18 protein-coding genes and 1 tRNA gene are annotated in these 17,233 nt (G+C 64.4%); 11 read left to right on the top strand and 8 right to left on the bottom strand.

Going from position 1 to position 17,233, the window contains the following annotated elements:
- Window positions 1-18 precede the first annotated feature (18 nt).
- The 6 genes from BLR13_RS11535 to BLR13_RS41060 all read left to right on the top strand — a co-directional run bounded on the left by BLR13_RS11535 (window position 19) and on the right by BLR13_RS41060 (window position 4,651).
- Window positions 19-972 (top strand): sulfonate ABC transporter substrate-binding protein, encoded by a 954-nt coding sequence (locus BLR13_RS11535; protein ID WP_074824221.1) that lies wholly within the window; start codon window positions 19-21, stop codon window positions 970-972.
- A complete protein-coding gene (gene ssuD / locus BLR13_RS11530) occupies window positions 969-2,135 on the top strand; it encodes an FMNH2-dependent alkanesulfonate monooxygenase (RefSeq protein WP_074824224.1) in 1,167 nt (388 codons plus the stop codon). Before BLR13_RS11535 ends, ssuD begins: the two co-directional genes overlap by 4 nt.
- A complete protein-coding gene (locus tag BLR13_RS11525; protein WP_074824227.1) occupies window positions 2,132-2,938 on the top strand; it encodes an ABC transporter permease subunit in 807 nt (268 codons plus the stop codon). The genes ssuD and BLR13_RS11525 overlap by 4 nt, the downstream gene beginning before the upstream one ends.
- Before the next feature lie 7 nt (window positions 2,939-2,945).
- On the top strand, window positions 2,946-3,788 hold the full coding sequence (locus BLR13_RS11520; RefSeq protein WP_074824230.1) for an ATP-binding cassette domain-containing protein: 843 nt from the start codon (window positions 2,946-2,948) through the stop codon (window positions 3,786-3,788).
- A gap of 22 nt (window positions 3,789-3,810) precedes the next feature.
- Complete coding sequence (locus tag BLR13_RS11515; protein ID WP_074824236.1) at window positions 3,811-4,389, top strand: flavin reductase family protein; 579 nt, start codon at window positions 3,811-3,813, stop codon at window positions 4,387-4,389.
- A gap of 106 nt (window positions 4,390-4,495) precedes the next feature.
- Window positions 4,496-4,651 (top strand): hypothetical protein, encoded by a 156-nt coding sequence (locus BLR13_RS41060; RefSeq protein WP_171944972.1) that lies wholly within the window; start codon window positions 4,496-4,498, stop codon window positions 4,649-4,651.
- Between the two features lie 147 nt (window positions 4,652-4,798).
- Here BLR13_RS41060 and flbD read toward each other — a convergent pair whose 3' ends face one another.
- The 8 genes from flbD to BLR13_RS42235 form a co-directional block, all read right to left on the bottom strand.
- A complete protein-coding gene (flbD, locus tag BLR13_RS11510; RefSeq protein ID WP_074824239.1) occupies window positions 4,799-6,178 on the bottom strand; it encodes a sigma-54-dependent transcriptional regulator FlbD in 1,380 nt (459 codons plus the stop codon).
- Window positions 6,179-6,231: 53 nt separating this feature from the next.
- Window positions 6,232-6,582 carry a flagellar motor switch protein FliN gene (gene fliN, locus BLR13_RS11505; RefSeq protein ID WP_074824243.1) on the bottom strand — a complete coding sequence of 117 codons (351 nt, stop codon included), beginning with the start codon at window positions 6,580-6,582 and terminating at the stop codon, window positions 6,232-6,234.
- A gap of 19 nt (window positions 6,583-6,601) precedes the next feature.
- Entirely contained in the window at window positions 6,602-7,228 is a 627-nt protein-coding gene (locus tag BLR13_RS11500) for a FliH/SctL family protein (protein WP_074824245.1), read from the bottom strand.
- Window positions 7,228-8,310, bottom strand: coding sequence for a flagellar motor switch protein FliG (gene fliG / locus BLR13_RS11495; RefSeq protein WP_074824248.1), 1,083 nt, complete (start codon window positions 8,308-8,310; stop codon window positions 7,228-7,230). Before fliG ends, BLR13_RS11500 begins: the two co-directional genes overlap by 1 nt.
- Window positions 8,311-8,316: 6 nt before the next feature.
- A complete protein-coding gene (fliF, locus tag BLR13_RS11490; protein WP_074831635.1) occupies window positions 8,317-9,918 on the bottom strand; it encodes a flagellar basal-body MS-ring/collar protein FliF in 1,602 nt (533 codons plus the stop codon).
- Window positions 9,919-10,087: 169 nt separating this feature from the next.
- Entirely contained in the window at window positions 10,088-10,363 is a 276-nt protein-coding gene (locus BLR13_RS11485) for a DUF1153 domain-containing protein (RefSeq protein WP_002714638.1), read from the bottom strand.
- A 193-nt stretch (window positions 10,364-10,556) separates the two neighbouring features.
- Window positions 10,557-11,255: a flagellar hook assembly protein FlgD gene (locus tag BLR13_RS11480; protein WP_074824251.1), complete on the bottom strand. Its 699-nt coding sequence runs from the start codon at window positions 11,253-11,255 to the stop codon at window positions 10,557-10,559.
- Between the two features lie 10 nt (window positions 11,256-11,265).
- Window positions 11,266-12,888, bottom strand: a complete 1,623-nt coding sequence (locus BLR13_RS42235; RefSeq protein WP_074824254.1) for a flagellar hook-length control protein FliK — start codon at window positions 12,886-12,888, stop codon at window positions 11,266-11,268.
- Window positions 12,889-13,235: 347 nt separating this feature from the next.
- Here BLR13_RS42235 and mnmA point away from each other — a divergent pair, with 347 nt between their 5' ends.
- From mnmA to BLR13_RS11450, 5 genes are all read left to right on the top strand, one after another.
- Window positions 13,236-14,432 (top strand): tRNA 2-thiouridine(34) synthase MnmA, encoded by a 1,197-nt coding sequence (mnmA, locus tag BLR13_RS11470; RefSeq protein WP_074824257.1) that lies wholly within the window; start codon window positions 13,236-13,238, stop codon window positions 14,430-14,432.
- 19 nt (window positions 14,433-14,451) lie between these two features.
- Window positions 14,452-15,090 (top strand): class I SAM-dependent methyltransferase, encoded by a 639-nt coding sequence (locus tag BLR13_RS11465; protein ID WP_074824260.1) that lies wholly within the window; start codon window positions 14,452-14,454, stop codon window positions 15,088-15,090.
- 52 nt (window positions 15,091-15,142) lie between these two features.
- On the top strand, window positions 15,143-15,508 hold the full coding sequence (locus tag BLR13_RS41670; RefSeq protein WP_074824263.1) for a hypothetical protein: 366 nt from the start codon (window positions 15,143-15,145) through the stop codon (window positions 15,506-15,508).
- A gap of 114 nt (window positions 15,509-15,622) precedes the next feature.
- A tRNA-Met gene (locus BLR13_RS11455) sits at window positions 15,623-15,699 on the top strand.
- 945 nt (window positions 15,700-16,644) lie between these two features.
- Window positions 16,645-17,160: a DUF6538 domain-containing protein gene (locus tag BLR13_RS11450; RefSeq protein ID WP_074824266.1), complete on the top strand. Its 516-nt coding sequence runs from the start codon at window positions 16,645-16,647 to the stop codon at window positions 17,158-17,160.
- Window positions 17,161-17,233: the final 73 nt, after the last annotated feature.

The raw sequence follows: 17,233 nt of genomic DNA, 5'->3' as shown, positions 1-17,233 counted from the left end.
AACACGGAGAATGCCAACATGACGCGTCTCATTCGGCGCTGGATTGCCAGCGCCGTACTGTCGGTCAGCATTGTCGCAGCCGCGGTCAGTGCTTCCTACGGACTGGACAAGGTGGTCCGCATCGGCTTCCAGAAATACGGCAAGCTGGTGCTGCTGAAGGGCAAGGGCTCACTGGAGCAGAAGTTGGCGCCGCTCGGTTACAAGGTGGTGTGGACGGAATTTCCATCCGGCCCGCCGTTGCTGGAAGCGCTCAATGTCGGCGCGATCGATTTCGGCAATACCGGCGAAGCGCCGCCCATCTTCGCGCAGGCGGCCGGCGCGCCGATTCAATACGTGGCCTATGAGCCGCCGGCCCCGAAAGGTGAGGCGGTCCTCGTCCAGAAGGACAGCAAGCTGAATTCGATCGCAGATCTGAAGGGCAGGAAGGTTGCGCTCAACAAAGGCTCCAACGTTCACTACCTGCTGGTCAAGGCGCTCGAAAAGGCGGGTGTCAAATATTCCGAGATCGAACCGGTGTTCCTGGCTCCGGCCGATGCCCGCGCGGCGTTCGAGCGCGGTTCGGTCGATGCCTGGGTGATCTGGGATCCGTTCCAGGCGGCAGCGGAAGCCGCGACCGGCGCCCGGACGCTCGCCGATGGCACCGGCATCGTCTCGAACTATCAGTTCTATTTCTCGTCGAAGAAGTTTTTGGAAAGCGATCCGAAGATCGTCGATCTCGTGCTCGCACAGTTGAGCGAGGTCGATGACTGGGCGAAGAACGATATTCACGCGGTGGCCGAGCAGATCGCGCCGGCGGTCGGACTGCCGGTTGCCGTGGTCGAAGTCGCGTTGAAGCGCCAGTCCTACGGGATCAAGCCGATCACCGATGGCGTCATCGCCGGTCAGCAGCAAGTAGCCGACACGTTCTTCGCACTCGGGCTGTTGCCGAAAACCATCAAGATTTCTGACGTCGCACGGAGGCCGGGAACATGAGCCATCAAGCCAACGCCAATATCCTCTGGTTCCTGCCGACCCACGGCGACGGCCGTTATCTCGGCACCACGACCGGTGGCCGCGAGGTGAACTTCAACTACCTCCGCCAGATCGCGCAGGCCGCGGATCAGCTCGGCTATTATGGCGTGCTGCTGCCGACTGGGCGAAGCTGCGAGGATTCCTGGGTGGTCGCGTCCGCGGTCGCACCCTGGACCGAGCGCCTGCGCTATCTGGTGGCGGTGCGGCCGGGCCTGCAGTCCCCCAGCGTCGCGGCCCGCATGACCGCGACGCTGGACCAGGTCACCAACGGACGGCTGCTGGTCAATGTCGTCACCGGCGGCGATCCCGTCGAGAACAAGGGCGACGGTATCTTCCTCGGCCACGACGAGCGCTATGCCGTGACGCGCGAGTTCCTCAACGTCTATAGCAACCTGCTCGCGGGCAAGACCGTCAATGTCGAGGGCAAGCACATCCGCATCGAGGACGGCCGCCTGCTGTTCCCGCCGGTGCAGTCGCCGCGCCCACCGCTTTATTTCGGCGGATCGTCGGACGCCGGCATCGATGTCGCGGTCGATACCGTGGACAAATACCTGACATGGGGCGAGCCGCCGGCGCAGGTGGCCGAGAAGGTCGAACGTGTGAGGGCGGTCGCCGCCACACGCGGGCGCAAGCTGTCGTTCCGTATCCGGCTGCACGTCATCGTGCGCGAGACCAGCGCGGAAGCCTGGAAGGCCGCGGACGAACTGATCCAGCACGTCACCGACGAAACCGTGGCCTCGGCGCAAAAGATCTTCTCGCGCATGGACTCGGTCGGCCAGCAGCGCATGGCGCAACTGCACGGCGGCCGCCGCGACAAGCTCGAGATCAGCCCGAACCTCTGGGCCGGCGTCGGCCTGGTTCGCGGCGGAGCGGGAACCGCACTGGTCGGCGATCCCGCCACGGTGGCGGCGCGGATCAAGGAGTATCAGGACGTCGGCGTCGATACCTTTATCCTGTCGGGCTACCCGCATCTCGAGGAAGCCTACCGGTTCGCCGAACTGGTGTTCCCGCTGCTGTCGTTGACGCAGCCGAACAATGTGACGCCGATCCGCGTCAACACCGGTCCGTTCGGCGAGACCATCGGCAACGAATACCGTCCGCAGAAACAGGCGTCGCAATCATGAGTCTCATTGATAGTCTCCCGCGCGTTCGTGCACTGAAGCTGCCGCGGGCCGATGGCCTGATCCCCTGGATCGTGCCGCTCGGCATCCTCCTGGTCTGGCAACTCGCCTGCGTGACCGGCTTCGTGCCGGCGCGGGTGCTGCCGGCACCGAGCGACGTGGCGCTGGCGGGGTGGAAACTGCTGCTGTCCGGCGAACTCGCGCGCAACATCTGGGTCAGCTTCTGGCGTGCCAGCATCGGCTTCCTGATCGGTGGCGGCATCGGCTTTGCCTTTGGTCTGGCCAACGGCCTGTCGGAGCTCTCCAGCAAACTGACCGACACCACGCTGCAGATGGTGCGCAACATTCCGCATCTGGCGCTGATCCCGCTGGTCATCCTGTGGTTCGGTATCGATGAATCCGCAAAACTGTTCCTGGTCGCGCTTGGCGTGTTCTTTCCGATCTATCTCAACACGCTGCACGGCATCCGCACCGTCGATCCGCAATTGGTCGAAATGGGGCGGATCTACGGGATGACCGACGGTGAACTGTTCCGCCGGGTGATCTTTCCGGGCGCGCTGCCGTCGATCTTCGTCGGCCTGCGCTTCGCGCTCGGCATCATGTGGCTGACCTTGATCGTTGCCGAAACCATCGCGGCGTCGTCCGGTCTCGGTTACATGGCGATGCAGGCGCGCGAGTTCATGCTGATCGACGTCGTGGTGCTCTCGATCCTGATCTACGCCCTGCTCGGAAAGCTGGCCGACAGCGCCTCGCGCGCGCTGGAGCGGCTGACGCTGTCGTGGCATCCGGCCTTCCAGAAACACTGAGGACATCATGCAGCAAGCTGTTCGTTTCATTTCTCCCGATGCTGAGCTCGTCGAACCCTCGAACTTCGTCGAACAGGCGCGGGTCGTGCAGCGTGGTTCGGAAGCGCCGCCGCGCGGCCTGTCCCTGACCATTCGCAACCTCCGCAAATCGTTCGGCGACAACGAGGTGCTGCGCGGCATCGACCTGCACATTCCGGCGGGCCAGTTCGTCGCCATCGTCGGCCGCAGCGGTTGCGGCAAGAGCACGCTGCTGCGGCTGGTCGCCGGTCTCGACGCCGCCACCGCGGGCACCATCGCCTTTGGCGAGCAGGCGCGCGCCGAGGACATCCGCGTGATGTTTCAGGAGCCGCGGCTGTTGCCCTGGGCGCGGGTGCTTTCCAATGTCGAGGTGGGCCTCGGTCGCGAACGGAACTCCCCGGATGCGCAGGCGCGCGCCGAGAGTGCGCTGGTCGAGGTCGGTCTCGACGACAAGCGGGCGCAATGGCCGGCGGTGCTGTCCGGCGGGCAGAAGCAACGGGTGGCGCTGGCGCGGGCCCTGGTCAGCCGGCCGCGCGTTCTGGCGTTCGACGAACCACTCGGTGCGCTCGACGCGCTGACGCGCATTTCGATGCAGCGGCTGCTGGAGCGGGTCTGGCACGATCAGGGCTTCACCGCGATCCTGGTGACGCATGACGTGGCGGAAGCCGTCGCTCTGGCCGATCGCGTGCTGGTCATCGAGGACGGCCGAATCGCGCACGACATCAATGTCGACATCCCGCGTCCACGCCGTCGCGGCTCGGCCGAGCTGGCTGCGCTGGAGGGCTCGATCCTGAAGAACCTCCTGCAAGGTGATGATAGCTCCGACCTTTAAAGCTGCGACCTGTGAGGCTGCCATGAATTCCGTTGTTCGCCATATTGCGATCGCGCGCGAGGTTACTTCGACCGATTTTCGCGGCGCCATGCGTCAGTTGACCGGCGGGGTCAGCGTCCTCACCGCCGGGCGGGGCAAGGAAATTTCGGGAATGACGGTGACTTCGGTGTCGTCGCTGTCGATCGAGCCGGCGACTTTGATCGTCAGCATCAACCGGGAAGCCTCGTCCTGGCCGCTGGTGAAGCGCCACGGCGTTTTTGGCGTCAACATTCTGACGTCGGATCAGCTCGACGTCGCCGAGCGCTTTACCGGCAAGGGCGGGCTGAAGGGCGCCGCACGCTTCGCCGGCGCCGAATGGGTGACGCGGGTCTCCGGCGTGCCGTTGCTGGTCGACGCACTGGCGGCGATCGACTGTGAGGTCGAGGATATCATCGAGCGGCATTCCCACGCGATCGTCATCGGCCGCGTGCTCGACCTGCAACTCTCGGCGCGCACCGCGGCGCTGGCCTACTGGCAGGGCCAATATGTCGCAATCGACCGCGACGAGGACGCCGTGAGGTTGGCCGAGGTCAGCGTGCCGGGCCCGCGCGCGACGCGTTGAACGGCTGCGCCGCTGCTGAAGATGGCGGCTATGGCGCCGGGCGCGAGGGAGCGTTAGAAGGCTCGTGGCAAATCCTGCCGGAACCTTTACGCGGAACGAAGACCTGATGAAGCGGATTGCGGCCTGGGCTCTTTACGGCGTCGGTACGCTCGCGATCGCCTATCTCGCGCTCTATGCCTATGCGGCCTTCACCGGGCGCGATCTGCAGCCCGGCGATCCCATTCATATTTTCCGCAAGCCGGATGCGCCGAGTTATTCGTGATGCAGTTGTGTCCCGGACGCGGGGCAGCGTTTTACGCTGCTCCGCAGAGCCGGGACCCAGGTAGGCCGGAGTAACCTGAAAGAAGTTGGGCCCCGGCTCAGCAGCGCACCGCTGACATGCTGCGCTGCGTCCGGGGAACGGAGACCTCTACCCCGCCGCCGCAAAGCGCTGATAGTCGCCGGCGCCGGCCGGCGTGATCGGGATGCCGCCGTCGGCATATTCGTTCAGCTTGTTGCGCAGCGTACGGATCGAAATGCCGAGGATGTTGGCGGCATGGGTGCGATTGCCCAGGCAATGCTTCAGCGTCTCCAGGATCAGATCGCGTTCGACGTCGGCGACGGTGCGGCCGACGAGGGCGCGGGTGACCTGTTCGGCGGCAAAGGTGGCGTGTGCCACGGCGGGTGCGGTCTTGGCGAGGTCGAGACGGTCGCCGTCGGGCGTCAGGATGGCGTCGGCGCCGATCTCGTCACCCTGCGCCATCAGCACCGAGCGGTGCATGGTGTTTTCCAGCTCGCGAACGTTGCCCTGCCAGCGGTTCGCGCTCAGGACGCGGCGCGCGTCCGCCGAGATCGGGCGCATCGGGACGCCGTTGGCTTCGGCGTATTTCTTGGCGAAGTGCTGCGCCAGTTCGAGAATGTCCGCCGGGCGGTCGCGCAGCGGCGGGATCTTCAGATTTACGACGTTGAGGCGGAACAGCAGATCCTCGCGGAAAGAACCTTCGCGCACGGCGTCGGCGAGGTTGCGGTTCGAGGTCGCGATGATGCGGATGTCGACCGGAACCGGCTTGGTGCCGCCGACGCGGTCGATCACGCGCTCCTGGATCGCACGCAGGAGCTTTGATTGGAGCCGCACGTCCATTTCGGAGATTTCGTCGAGCAGCAGCGTGCCGCCGGTGGCTTCCTCGAACTTGCCGATGCGGCGCGCCACAGCACCCGTGAAGGCGCCCTTTTCGTGGCCGAACAGTTCGGACTCCAGGAGATGCTCGGGGATCGCGGCGCAGTTGATCGAGATGAACGGCTTCTTGGCACGGCTGGAGCGGGTGTGAACATAGCGCGCCAGCACTTCCTTGCCGGTGCCGGACTCGCCGGTGATCATGATAGAGGCGTCCGAGCCTGCGATCTGCTGCGCCAGCTTGATCACCTTGCCCATGGCTTCGTCGCGGTAGACGAGTTCGCGGGAATCGTTGGCGACGGCGGCCAGCACGGCTGCGATCAGTTCCGGATCGGGCGGCAGCGGGATGTATTCCTTGGCGCCGGCATGGATGGCGGCGACCGCGGCGCGGGCGTCGTTGGTGATGCCGCAGGCCACGATCGGCACGTGGATGTGCTCGGCTTCCAGCCGCATCACCAGGTCGCGGATGTCGAGGGCGACGTCGACCAGCAACAGATCTGCGCCCTTGCCGCTGCGCAGCACGGCCATGGCCTGCTCGATCGCCTCGGCGTGGGTCACCGAAGCGCCGTTGTCCATCGCGATCTTGGTGGCCGTCGTGAGCTGGCCCTTCAATGTGCCAACGATGAGAAGCCGCATGTTTATCTCCTGTTCGTCTATGCGCGCCTGTTACGCGCGTATCGCCAAAATTGTTAAGTGCGTTCTGCCTTGATGATTTCGGTCATGGTCACGCCGAGCTTGTCTTCCACCAGAACCACTTCGCCGCGCGCCACCAGGCGGTTGTTGACGTAGATGTCGATGGCTTCACCGACGCGGCGGTCGAGTTCGAGCACGGTGCCGGGTCCGAGCTTCAGGAGCTCGCCGACGTCCATCTTGGAACGGCCGAGCACCGCCGAGACCTGCACCGGCACGTCGAAGACGGCCTCGAGGTCGGCGGCGATCCGCGAGGCCTGTTCGTCTTCGTTGTAGGCCAGATCGTCGACCGGCGCCGCGTCCGCGGCGTTGAGGTCGGGAAGCGGTACCTGTGTGTCGGTGTCACTCATGTTTCAGTCCTCATGGCCTTCAACTTTCGGCCTGATGGCGGGACGCCATATAGCGCCCGACAAGTTCGCTGATTTTGGCTTCGATGGTGACGCGCTCCAGCACCACGCCACCGTCGGCCCATTCGATTCGGCAGTCACCGGTGGCGATACCGGGCTCGGCCAGGATGACGAGCCGGCCCTCGAAGCCGCACTGCGAGGCGAGCCGCTCGATCTTGTCGCGGGCGACCTCGTAGAGCTGATCGTTGATGCGCACGACCAAATGCGGCGTCGCCACCAGATGCGAGAAGCAGTCGCTCACCAGGGCGACGATCTCGGCGATCGGCTCGCGGGAAACCAGTTCGTCGCACAGCTTGCGCGCCACCGCGACCGCGACGTCGACGGCTTCGGTCTCCATCCGGGTCTCGATGCCGGAAAAGCGCGACGCGATGCCCTTGATGGCGATGCCGATTTCCTCGAGCGCCAGCGCCGCGCGGCGGTCGCTTTCCGCCTTGGCCTCGCGCTGGGCGGCGTCGTAGCCGGCGCGATAGGCGCGGGCTTCGGCGGCCGCGATCTTCTCCGCGATTTCGGCCGTCGTGGCGGCGCGCTCGCGCGCCTTGTCGGGCGTTCCGAAGTCCATGTCGAAGAGGAATTTTGCCGGTGCTGCCATCAGTACACCAGCTCGTCGTCGGCACGGTTCTTGGTCAGGGTGATCTCGCCCTTGGCGGCCATGTCCTTGGCGAGGTTGACGAGCAGCGCCTGCGCCTCGTCGACGTCGCGCAGCCGCACCGGTCCCATCGCGGCCATGTCGTCCATCAGCATCTTGCCGGCGCGCGTCGACATGTTGCCGAGGAAGAAGCTGCGGACTTCTTCGTTGGCGCTCTTCAGCGCGATGCCGAGCTTGTCCTTGTCGATATTGCGCATCAGCGTCTGCGCCGAGGCGGAGTCGAGCTTGATCAGGTCGTCGAAGGTGAACATCAGCGCCTTGATGCGTTCGGCGGATTCGCGGTTTTCCTCTTCCAGCGAGGTGATGAAGCGGGTTTCGGTCTGGCGGTCGAAATTATTGAAGATTTCGGCCATCACCTCGTGGGCATCGCGGCGGCGGGTCTGCGACAGGTTGGACATGAATTCGGTGCGCAGTGTCTGCTCGACGCGCTCGATCACTTCCTTCTGCACCGCTTCCATCTTCAGCATGCGCCCGACCACGTCGAGTGCGAGGTCCTCGGGCAGGATCGCGAGCACGCGGGCGGCGTGTTCCGGCTTCAGCTTCGAAAGCACCACGGCGATGGTCTGCGGGTATTCGTTCTTGAGATAGTTGGCGAGCACCTCTTCCTGGACGTTGGAGAGCTTCTCCCACATGTTGCGGCCGGCGGGGCCGCGAATTTCGTCCATGATGCCGCTGACGCGTTCGGAAGGCAGGTATTGCTGCAGCAGCCGTTCGGTGGCGTCGAAAGTTCCCATCAGCGCGCCGGATGCCGACATGCGGGAAACGAATTCGAGCATGAGATCCTCGACCACGTCAGCCTCGACGTTACCGAGCGTCGACATGTGGATCGACAATTCGCGAACCTCGTCGTCGTCGAGCAGCGACCAGACCTTGCCGCCATATTGCTCGCCCAGCGCCAGCATCAGGATAGCGGCACGCTTCGGGCCGCTCAGCGGCTTGCCCTTGGGCCGGGTGGCCTGACGGCTCGCCAGCGCCGAGATGACGGTGGTGATGTCGTTGGCGTTGGTGGTTTGCGGGACGGCCATGTCAGGTTACTCGGCGGGTTCGGTCAGCCATTGACGAACAATGGATGCGGTTTCGTTGGGATTGCGTTCAGCCAGTTCGCCGACCCGGTGCACGGCCTGGGCGTGGACCTGGCCCTGAACCTGGGCGACGTCGATCAGCGATACGGGAAGCAGCGCCTGGCCGGCCGCGCCTTCGGCGCTGCCGTCGGTCAGGGCCGGCGCGGCTTCGGTTTTCAACGCCGGGACGACTTCGGCGGCCAGGATGCGCTTGACCAGCGGCCGGATCACCATGAACAGCACCACGAGGCCGAGCAGCATCATGACGGCGAGCTCGATGACATACATGACGTCATCCTTGGTGAATTGCAGCATGCCGAGCAGGCCGGTCGGCTCCGCCACCGGAGGGACGGACGGCGCCTCGGCGAAGCGCAGGTTGACGACCTCGACCTGGTCGCCGCGCTTCTGGTCGAAGCCGATCGCCGAGCGCACCAGGGTGGCGATGCGGTCGAGCTGTTCCTTGCTGCGGTCCTGGTAGACCATCTCGCCTTTTTCGTTCTTGGTATAGGCGCCGTCGACCAGCACAGCGACCGAGATCTTGTTGACCCGTCCGACCTCGGTGACCTCGGTCTTGGTGGTGCGCGAAATCTCGTAGTTGTTGGTTTCTTCGCTCTTCTTGCTCTGGTCGCGGGCGACCGGCCCGCTATTGGCCTGGTTGCCGGGCAATTCGTTATTGACCGTCACCTGGCCGTTGTTCTCGGCGGTGGCGGAAGATTCCTCGCGGCTCTGGCTGGAGCGCAGCACCCGTCCCTCCGGATCGAACTTGTCCGAGGTCTGGGTGATCTTGTTGTAGTCGAAATCGGCGGTGAGCTGGACGCGGGCGCGGCCCTGGCCGACCACCGAGGAGACGATGCCCTCGACCTCGTTACGCATCCGCTTTTCGAAGGCGGAGCGGCGCTCGTCGCCGGCCGTGCTTTCATTGTCGCCGCCGGCGCCGTCGGCCAGCAGCCGGCCGCCCTCGTCGACGATCGAGACCCGCTGCGGCTTCAGCCCGTTGACGGCAGAGGCGACCACATGGCGGATGGCGCGGATTTGCGCCGGCTCGAGGCTGCCGCGCACCCGGACCACGATCGAAGCCGACGGCTCCGGGGTTTCGCGCGAAAACAGCGGCCGTTCCGGCAGTACCAGGTGGACGCGGGCGGCCTGGATGCGGTCGATGGCACGAATGGTGCGGGAAAGCTCGCCCTCCAGCGCGCGCAAATGATTGATGTTCTGGACGAAACTGGTGGTGCCGAGGGCGTCCGATTTATCGAAAATCTCGTAGCCGACGCCGCCGCCCTTAGGCAGGTTGCTTTCGGCCAGCTTCATCCGCAGCCGGGTGACCTTGTCCTTGGGCACCATGATCACGGCGCCCTCGTTGCGAAGTTCGAACGGGATCGCCTGGCGTTCCAGGTCCTTGATGATGCTGGAGGAGTCTTCGGAGGTGAGGTCGGTGAACAGGGTCGTCATCTGCGGCGTCGTGACGCGCATGATGACGAACGCAAAGAAGGCGATCAGCGCGGTTGTGACCGCGATCATGGCCATCAGCCGCGAGGCACCGAGACTTCGCAGGAAAGCAACGAGACTTTGCACCAACTGCCCCCAGGGATTCGGCCCAAGGGACCGACTGGGCAATTATTGCCTAGGTGATGGTTTCCATATGGTTAACGAAGGTTAAGAACGGCGACGAAAGTTCGGCATGAAAAAAACCGGCTTCACAAAGCGAAGCCGGTTTTCATCAAATCTTCCGGTTCAGAAGAGCTTATTGGCGGTATTGCTGGATCCGGGTGGTCCGCAAGCCGGCCAGGCCATGCTGATCGATGGAAAACTGCCAAGACAGGAACTCGTCCACCGTCAGCGTGTAGCGGCTGCAAGCCTCCTCAAGGGAGAGCAGGCCGCCGCGGACTGCGGCAACGACTTCGGCCTTGCGGCGGATGACCCACCGTTTGGTTCCGGGCGCGGGCAAGTCCGCAATTGTTAACGGACTGCCGTCAGGCCCGATGACGTATTTTACCCTCGGGCGATGGGGTTCTGTCATGGCGTACTCACAAACTCTCAACCACTGAACTCACGGTAACAACCTACGCCCCGCAACTTAAAATTTGCCTAAGCCCAAGCGTCCAATACGAATCTCCTTGAAATGGCCTGGAACGCACTTCGGCCCGGCAATGCCGGGCCGAGCTCGTCTGGGTGGTGTTGAGGGGGCGCTGCCCGCCTGACGGGCGGCCCGGCTAGCTGACGATGGCCTTGATCTGGTTGACCGTGTAGGTCTGCCCGTTGATCGTCAGCAAAGGCGGCGTCTGGGTGAGGTCGACCGAACTGACCGTGCCCTGCAGCCGGGTTGTAGCGCCGACGGTTTGGCCGTTGCTGTCGGTTGCGGTGGCGGTCAGCGTATATTTGCCGTCCGGCCACTGGGTGCCATCGGTGCCCTTGCCGTTCCAGACAAACGGCTGATTGTCGCCAGCCTGGACCGAGTAGGTGTTGCTGAAGACGGTCTGCCCGGTGCTGTTGGTGACCGTGAGATTCAAGTTGGCGGCCTTGGGAACGCTGACATCCCAGGTCGCCGAAGCGTTGGTCATCGTCGCCGTGCTGCCGTCGACCACCGCGGTCTTGCCGACAAAGCCCAGCGCTTGCGTCGATTGCGCGGTCTGCTGCAGCGTGACCAGCGAGGCCAGTTCGTCGTTGGTCTTGAGTTGCTGTTCGACGCCGGCGAACTGCACCAGCTGCTGGGTGAACTGGTTGGTGTCCAGCGGACTGAGCGGGTTCTGGTTCTGCAACTGCGTCGTCAGCAGTGTCAGAAACGTCTGGAAGTTGCCGGCGAGCGTTCCGCCGGTGGTCGAACTCAGCGTCGCGCCCGATGAAGATTTCGGTAGCGGCGTCGTTCCCGAGACCACCGGGGCGGCTACTGATGCTGCGCCTGTCGTTGCCATGTCGTTCTCCTCAAACCCTGATGTCGACGCCGCTGCTCGATCCGAGCATGCGGCCGTAGCTTCGTCCCGCGATTGCCGTCGCAGGCATGGTGTCGTCTTCGCCGATCACCAGCCGCTGCGCATTGCGGCCGGTGTCGTTGCCGCTGTTCTGGCCGGAAGAGGACTGGTCGCGCAGGCTGAATTGCAGCCCGCCGTCGCCGGTCTTGAAACCGGCGTCGTCCAGCGCGCGCTGCAGCTGGGGTGCGTCCTGCCGCAACATCGAAAGCGTTTCCGGCTTTTCGACCGTGAGATGCGACGTCACCTGGCCATTGCGGTCGACATCGATACGGACGTCGATGCGGCCAAGATCGGCGGGGTCGAGCCGGATTTCGAAACTGCTCTTGCCGCTCTTTGCCGACGCTGCGATCTCCATCGCAACGCCGCTCAGCGGCACCGCGTTGCTTGTCGCCGCCGTCGCGGTCAACTGTGCCGCCGTTGCCGGCGTGATGGCCGCGGACGGTTGCTGCGCCTGGATGACGCCGGCGCCGAGCACGCCGTTGCCCGACGTGTTGGCCAGCGTCTGCCCGGCATCGGCGGTGGCCGCATGTCCATGGGCGGCGGCGTTGGCGGCCGGAGCGGCATTGCCTGACGCGTCGGCCTTCACGGCATCGATGACGCCGGTCTCGGCTTTCGGCTTGGCTGCCGCCGTCTGCGATGTGCCGGCGGGAACGATAGTTGCTGCGTCGCCGGTCGTGGCGGCCGGCGCGTCGGAGGTGTTGTCCGCCGCCGTGGTCACGCCTTCCTTGACGACCTTGGTCGTCTTGATCGGCGTAGCGTCTTTCGGCGCGGCAGGCAGCTTGGCGGACGTGGATGCGGCGAGCGCAATGCCGGCGGTAGCGGTCGTTTCGGCCGTGGTGGCCTGCCCGGTGACGGCCACGCCGGCGGCGGTCGGTGTATCGGTCTTGGTGCTGTCGGCCTTGGTCGCGTTTGCTGCTGCAGCTGCTGTACCGGCGTCGGCAGTGCCGGGCGCCGTAGCGTTGACCACGGCAGCAGAAGCGGCGAGCCCAGCGGCGGCGATTGCGAGCGGCGCTGCCGCCTTGTCGGTGGCAGGTGTTGCGGGCGACGTGCCGGCGGGCGTTGCGGGTGCGGCAATGGTGACGGCAATGGCGTCCGCGGTCACCGCGGCCGTTGCATCCTGCTTCGCCGTCTGATCGGTGGTGGAGGCGTCACCATTGGCAGATTTCGCCGAAGCATCCTTGGCGTCATCGGCCTTGGTGTCGGAGGACTTCGACGCGTCTTTCGATTTGGCGCGGGGCGCGTCGGCCTTGGCGCTCGCGTCGGCGTTGACGGAGGTGCCGCGGTCGTTCGAGTCGTTGCGCGGCGAATTGTCCGACGCGGCGGCGGCGTCGCGCGACCGGTTGTCGGAGGGTCCTTGCGAATTGTCGGCGCGCCGCGGGGCGGGCGCCTGCGACGGGGCCTGAGAATTGTCTTGAGAATTCGCCTGGGCCCGGCTGTCGCTATGACTGGCATTGCTGTCGATCAGCGCCGCGAAACTGTCGTTTCCGGCCGGCGGGCTGGGATCCGGCCGGGCGGACCTCGCCGACGCGCTCTGCACCGACGCGTTTGCCAATACTTCTGACGTGACACCAACCACCGGCGAACCCTCGTGCTGAACCCTGGCTATCAGTCAGCAAGGACCGGGCCACCCATGTCCGATAAAAATATTGCAATAATTTCAATCACTTAAATAATATCAAGGAAAGCGCCGCGGCATCGTCATGGCCGCCTTTTCTGCCCGGCGGCAAGATTTGCCGTCTGGAGCCGCTCCAAATGCGGGTCCGGCTGATTGCCTCGCGGGAATACGGCCTATATTAAAGAGCGGCATCCGATCCGGCCTGTGATGGCCGAAAACTGCCATAAGGCCTTATATATAAAAGGTTTTCTAGCTACTGGCCGCGTGCGCCACGCTAATCCTCGCGATTGAAGCCGATGACCCCTGCCATGCCAAACAGTCTCGATCTCGAAGGCCGCCCGCAGGACACGCGGATCGTGGTCGCCATGTCGGGTGGCGTCGACTCCTCGGTGACGGCCGCGTTGCTGAAGTCCGAGGGCTATGACGTGGTCGGGATCACGCTGCAGCTCTACGACCACGGCGCCGCGACCCATCGCAAGGGCGCCTGCTGCGCCGGCCGCGACATCCACGATGCCCGCAACGTTGCCGAGCGCATCGGCATCCCGCATTACGTGCTCGACTACGAAAGCCGCTTCCGCGAATCCGTGATCGACAATTTTGCCGACAGCTACGCGCTCGGCGAGACCCCGGTGCCGTGCATCGAGTGCAACCGCTCGATCAAGTTTCGCGACCTGTTGGCGACCGCGCGCGAACTCGGCGCCCACGCGCTGGCGACCGGGCACTATGTCGCGTCGCGCCGGCTTGCCGACGGATCGCGGGCGATGGTTTGCGCCGCCGACAGCGATCGCGACCAGAGTTATTTCCTGTTCGCGACCACGCGTGAGCAACTCGATTATCTGCGCTTTCCGCTCGGCGACATGAGCAAGCCCGAGGTGCGCGAACTGGCGCGGCGCTTCGAACTTGAAATCGCCGACAAGCAGGACAGCCAGGACATCTGCTTCGTGCCGACCGGGCGCTACACCGACATCATCGGCCGGCTGAAGCCCGGCGCAATCGAGCCCGGCGACATCGTCGACCTCGGCGGCAACGTTATCGGCCGGCATCAGGGCATCGTTCATTTTACCGTCGGCCAGCGCAAGGGACTGGGCATCGCCTCTAGCGCGCCGCTCTATGTCGTCAAGCTCGATGCCTTAAGCCGCCGCGTCGTGGTGGGACCGCGCGAGGCGCTGCGGATGGATCGTATCAGGTTGCGCGACGTCAACTGGATCGGAGACGGTCCTTTGGACCGCGTCATCGGCGACGGCATCGAGATGTTCGTGCGCGTGCGTTCGACGCGCCCGCCGCAGCCGGCGTGGCTGCGCGCGGTCGACGACGGCTACGAAGTCGAACTGGTCGCCGGCGAAGAGGGCGTGTCGCCGGGCCAGGCCTGCGTGTTCTACGACGCGGCCGCAGGCCAGGCGCGCGTGCTCGGCGGCGGATTCATCAAGAGCGCGACGGCAAGGAATGCGGTGGCAAGGGCAGGGGCGCAGGAAACGGCGCCGCTGGCCGAGGCGATGCGCGGCTAAAAATTCGGGGCGTCAGGAAATGGCTGGGGACATCGACCGCGAGGGGGTCGAAAAGGCTTATGGGCGCTGGGCGCCGGTCTACGATCTCGTCTTCGGCAAGGTGTTCGACGCCGGCCGGCAGTCGACCATCGTGGAAGCCGACAAGATCGGCGGGCGCATTCTCGACGTCGGCGTCGGCACTGGATTGTCGCTGTCGGATTATTCGCGCAGCACCAGATTATGCGGCGTCGATATTTCCGAGCCGATGCTGCGCCGGGCGCTCAAGCGCGTGCGCGCGCAGGGTCTCAGCAACGTCGAAACGCTGGCGGTGATGGACGCCAAGAATCTCGCGTTCAGGGATTCGTTTTTCGATGCGGTGGTGGCGCAATATGTCATCACCGCGGTGCCGGATCCGGAACGCACACTGGATGATTTCATCCGCGTGCTGAAGCCCGGCGGCGAACTCATCCTGGTCAATCACATCGGCGCCGAAAGCGGGCCGCGCCGCCTGTTCGAGCTGGCGTTCGCGCCACTGGCGCGGCGGCTCGGCTGGCGCCCGGAATTTCCGTGGGCCCGCCTGACCGACTGGGCCGCCAGACATGGCGGGGTCAGCCTGACCGAGCGGCGGCCGATGCCGCCGATGGGGCATTTTTCGTTGATCCGGTTCCGCAAGATCTGACACCGCCCCGATTCGGCCGGGAACATCCGCGGCCGCACGCCGTTTTCCCTGCATGGGAATAAAACGCGCAATCTTTCTGTCGTGTATATTGATGGCGGCCTCCGGTGGGGCTTCCGCACAGGCCCCGCCTGGTCCGGTCACTCCCCCGGCCCAGACCGCGCCGCCATCACCACCGCCTGCCGTCAACTGCGCCCCGATGCAGCCGGGACAACATCCTGGCGAGGCGGCTCCGGAGGGGACGACCACCGGGAGAGCGTCCGAGCCGCTCGGTGACAGGCTGGCTCGTTCCGATGGCGTATTGTGCCCACCCGCCGGGATTGATCCCGAAATGCGCGCGCCGACGCCGGATGCCGGTAAAACCCCGGTGATTCCGCCGCCCGGGAGCCCCGGCGGCGACCCGACGATCCGGCCGAAATAGCCCGGTTTGCAGACACTTGGCGGCGCTGCGGGCTTTGCTTGACAGGCCCTTGAGCCACTCCTTATATGCCGCGCGTTCGCGACGACGGCATGGTGTGCCGTGAGGGTGAACCGTGGCGAGGTAGCTCAGCTGGTTAGAGCACGGGAATCATAATCCTGGGGTCGGGGGTTCGAGTCCCTCTCTCGCTACCAGAAAACCGCATTAAATCAACCGCTTGCTGTCACTCGCGCGGATCGCGGTCCAGCGGTATCAGATCCGTAGCGTCGCGCGGGCTTGAAGATGGTAGTTCAATCCTTCAAGCCACTCGCGTATTCGAATCCTTCGCCACGTCGACTTGAATGCCGATCCCCTCCTGATGGGCGTGCCTGCCTCAGTCGAACTGACTCCTAATCGGTGCATGGGTTCGAGTCTGGTGCCTCCACCAATCCCTTGCGAACTCAGAACGGACCGAACCGTCGTTTCTTGGGGGCAGGCCAGGGTCACACGAGAGAAAAATCCAATGTTGTCGGCGACCGGAACGATGTTTCGCCCTTTCTGCAAGCATTCGAATTCCTAGAAGGCGTCTTGTGAAGGAAGAAGCTTTAAGTCCGGTACCTCCAATGATTCGACTGGCAGCAACCTAATCTCAAGGACTCGCGCATCTGGAGCGGGAAGAGAGTGTCTACTAGTCGGGCGTATCGCCCAAGGTTATTGTTCTTCGACACTGCAACTGTCGAATTCAGCTTCACACCTGGGGCGTGCGATGCCGCTCTTCCCAAGCTGCATACGAGGGTTCGATTCCCTTCGCCCGCTCCAGCCCAAGAAACCGCGATAAAATGGACACTTCCGCAATTTTCGCAGGGCCGCATAGTCGTCCCGCAGAGAAATCCATACAACGGCTGTACAAATCTGCGCCGATCCAGGCGAGCCGTTGCGGCAGCTACGACATGTTGAGGGGCGTGGCTTCCAATGGGCCGTCGGTGCTTCGCAGTTTTCAGGACGTAGCTAAGGGTCTTCTGATTGGTGGGAGGCTTGCCAAACGAGGGTGAGAATCCCTCCCTCTCCGCCACTCGATCCGAAAAGCGTTGAAAACTCAGGCCTAACCGCGAAATAGGGCCTTCCGAGAACGACCGGTGGTACACAAAGGTGGCACCACGATGGGTTTTCGTATGATCGAGCCTTGGAAGAATCCGCGAAGCAAATTTCTCTGGTTCAGGAAGCGCGTGCCCGAGCGGTTCGTCGCCTTGATGGGCCGCCGCGAGGTCAAGTTCTCGCTCGGCATCAAGGATCCGGAGGAAGCGCAGCTGCGCTGCGTCGAAGAGAACCTCAAGATCGAGCGGATGTGGCAGGACCACGCCGCAGGCCGACCCCCGGGCCGCGAGCTGGACTACCGGCAGGTCGTCGCGCTCGCCGGCGAGTTCTACAAGGAGACCGTCGAGAAGCATCACAGAAATCCCGGGAAGGCCGCCGATTGGGAATCCTCTATTGCGCGCGATCGGACGCTCAGCCAGCTTCGGTCATTTCCGTTGACGCCCGCTCAGCACCGCCGCTTCCTGTTCGGCGAGCAAGTCCGGGCCTTCCTCGAAAGCAAGGATCTGACGCTTGCGCCCACATCGCCATCCTGCTTCTGCGGGCGTTTTACGACAATGCGATCCAGACCACCGGGCTCGTGAGGCAACGCCGAATGGCATACCGACGGCCTCCACGACCTCTGGAAGGAAAAGACCAGGAAGGACCCGCCCGGCA

The sequence above is a fragment of the Bradyrhizobium ottawaense genome (assembly GCF_900099825.1).
Taxonomy (GTDB): Bacteria; Pseudomonadota; Alphaproteobacteria; order Rhizobiales; family Xanthobacteraceae; genus Bradyrhizobium; species Bradyrhizobium ottawaense_A.
The sequence above is the reverse complement of the archived record's forward strand: the minus strand, read 5'-3'. Positions and strand labels throughout refer to the sequence as shown.

Coding starts and splice junctions, on each gene's coding strand:
- BLR13_RS11485 (WP_002714638.1), bottom strand. CDS start 10,363: ATGACAGAACCCCATCGCCCGAGGGTAAAATACGTCATCGGGCCTGAC.
- BLR13_RS11515 (WP_074824236.1), top strand. CDS start 3,811: ATGAATTCCGTTGTTCGCCATATTGCGATCGCGCGCGAGGTTACTTCG.
- BLR13_RS11480 (WP_074824251.1), bottom strand. CDS start 11,255: ATGGCAACGACAGGCGCAGCATCAGTAGCCGCCCCGGTGGTCTCGGGA.
- fliG (WP_074824248.1), bottom strand. CDS start 8,310: ATGGCCGTCCCGCAAACCACCAACGCCAACGACATCACCACCGTCATC.
- BLR13_RS11500 (WP_074824245.1), bottom strand. CDS start 7,228: ATGGCAGCACCGGCAAAATTCCTCTTCGACATGGACTTCGGAACGCCC.
- BLR13_RS11525 (WP_074824227.1), top strand. CDS start 2,132: ATGAGTCTCATTGATAGTCTCCCGCGCGTTCGTGCACTGAAGCTGCCG.
- flbD (WP_074824239.1), bottom strand. CDS start 6,178: ATGCGGCTTCTCATCGTTGGCACATTGAAGGGCCAGCTCACGACGGCC.
- BLR13_RS11450 (WP_074824266.1), top strand. CDS start 16,645: ATGGGTTTTCGTATGATCGAGCCTTGGAAGAATCCGCGAAGCAAATTT.
- mnmA (WP_074824257.1), top strand. CDS start 13,236: ATGCCAAACAGTCTCGATCTCGAAGGCCGCCCGCAGGACACGCGGATC.
- BLR13_RS11465 (WP_074824260.1), top strand. CDS start 14,452: ATGGCTGGGGACATCGACCGCGAGGGGGTCGAAAAGGCTTATGGGCGC.
- BLR13_RS11535 (WP_074824221.1), top strand. CDS start 19: ATGACGCGTCTCATTCGGCGCTGGATTGCCAGCGCCGTACTGTCGGTC.
- BLR13_RS41060 (WP_171944972.1), top strand. CDS start 4,496: ATGAAGCGGATTGCGGCCTGGGCTCTTTACGGCGTCGGTACGCTCGCG.
- ssuD (WP_074824224.1), top strand. CDS start 969: ATGAGCCATCAAGCCAACGCCAATATCCTCTGGTTCCTGCCGACCCAC.
- BLR13_RS41670 (WP_074824263.1), top strand. CDS start 15,143: ATGGGAATAAAACGCGCAATCTTTCTGTCGTGTATATTGATGGCGGCC.
- BLR13_RS11520 (WP_074824230.1), top strand. CDS start 2,946: ATGCAGCAAGCTGTTCGTTTCATTTCTCCCGATGCTGAGCTCGTCGAA.
- fliN (WP_074824243.1), bottom strand. CDS start 6,582: ATGAGTGACACCGACACACAGGTACCGCTTCCCGACCTCAACGCCGCG.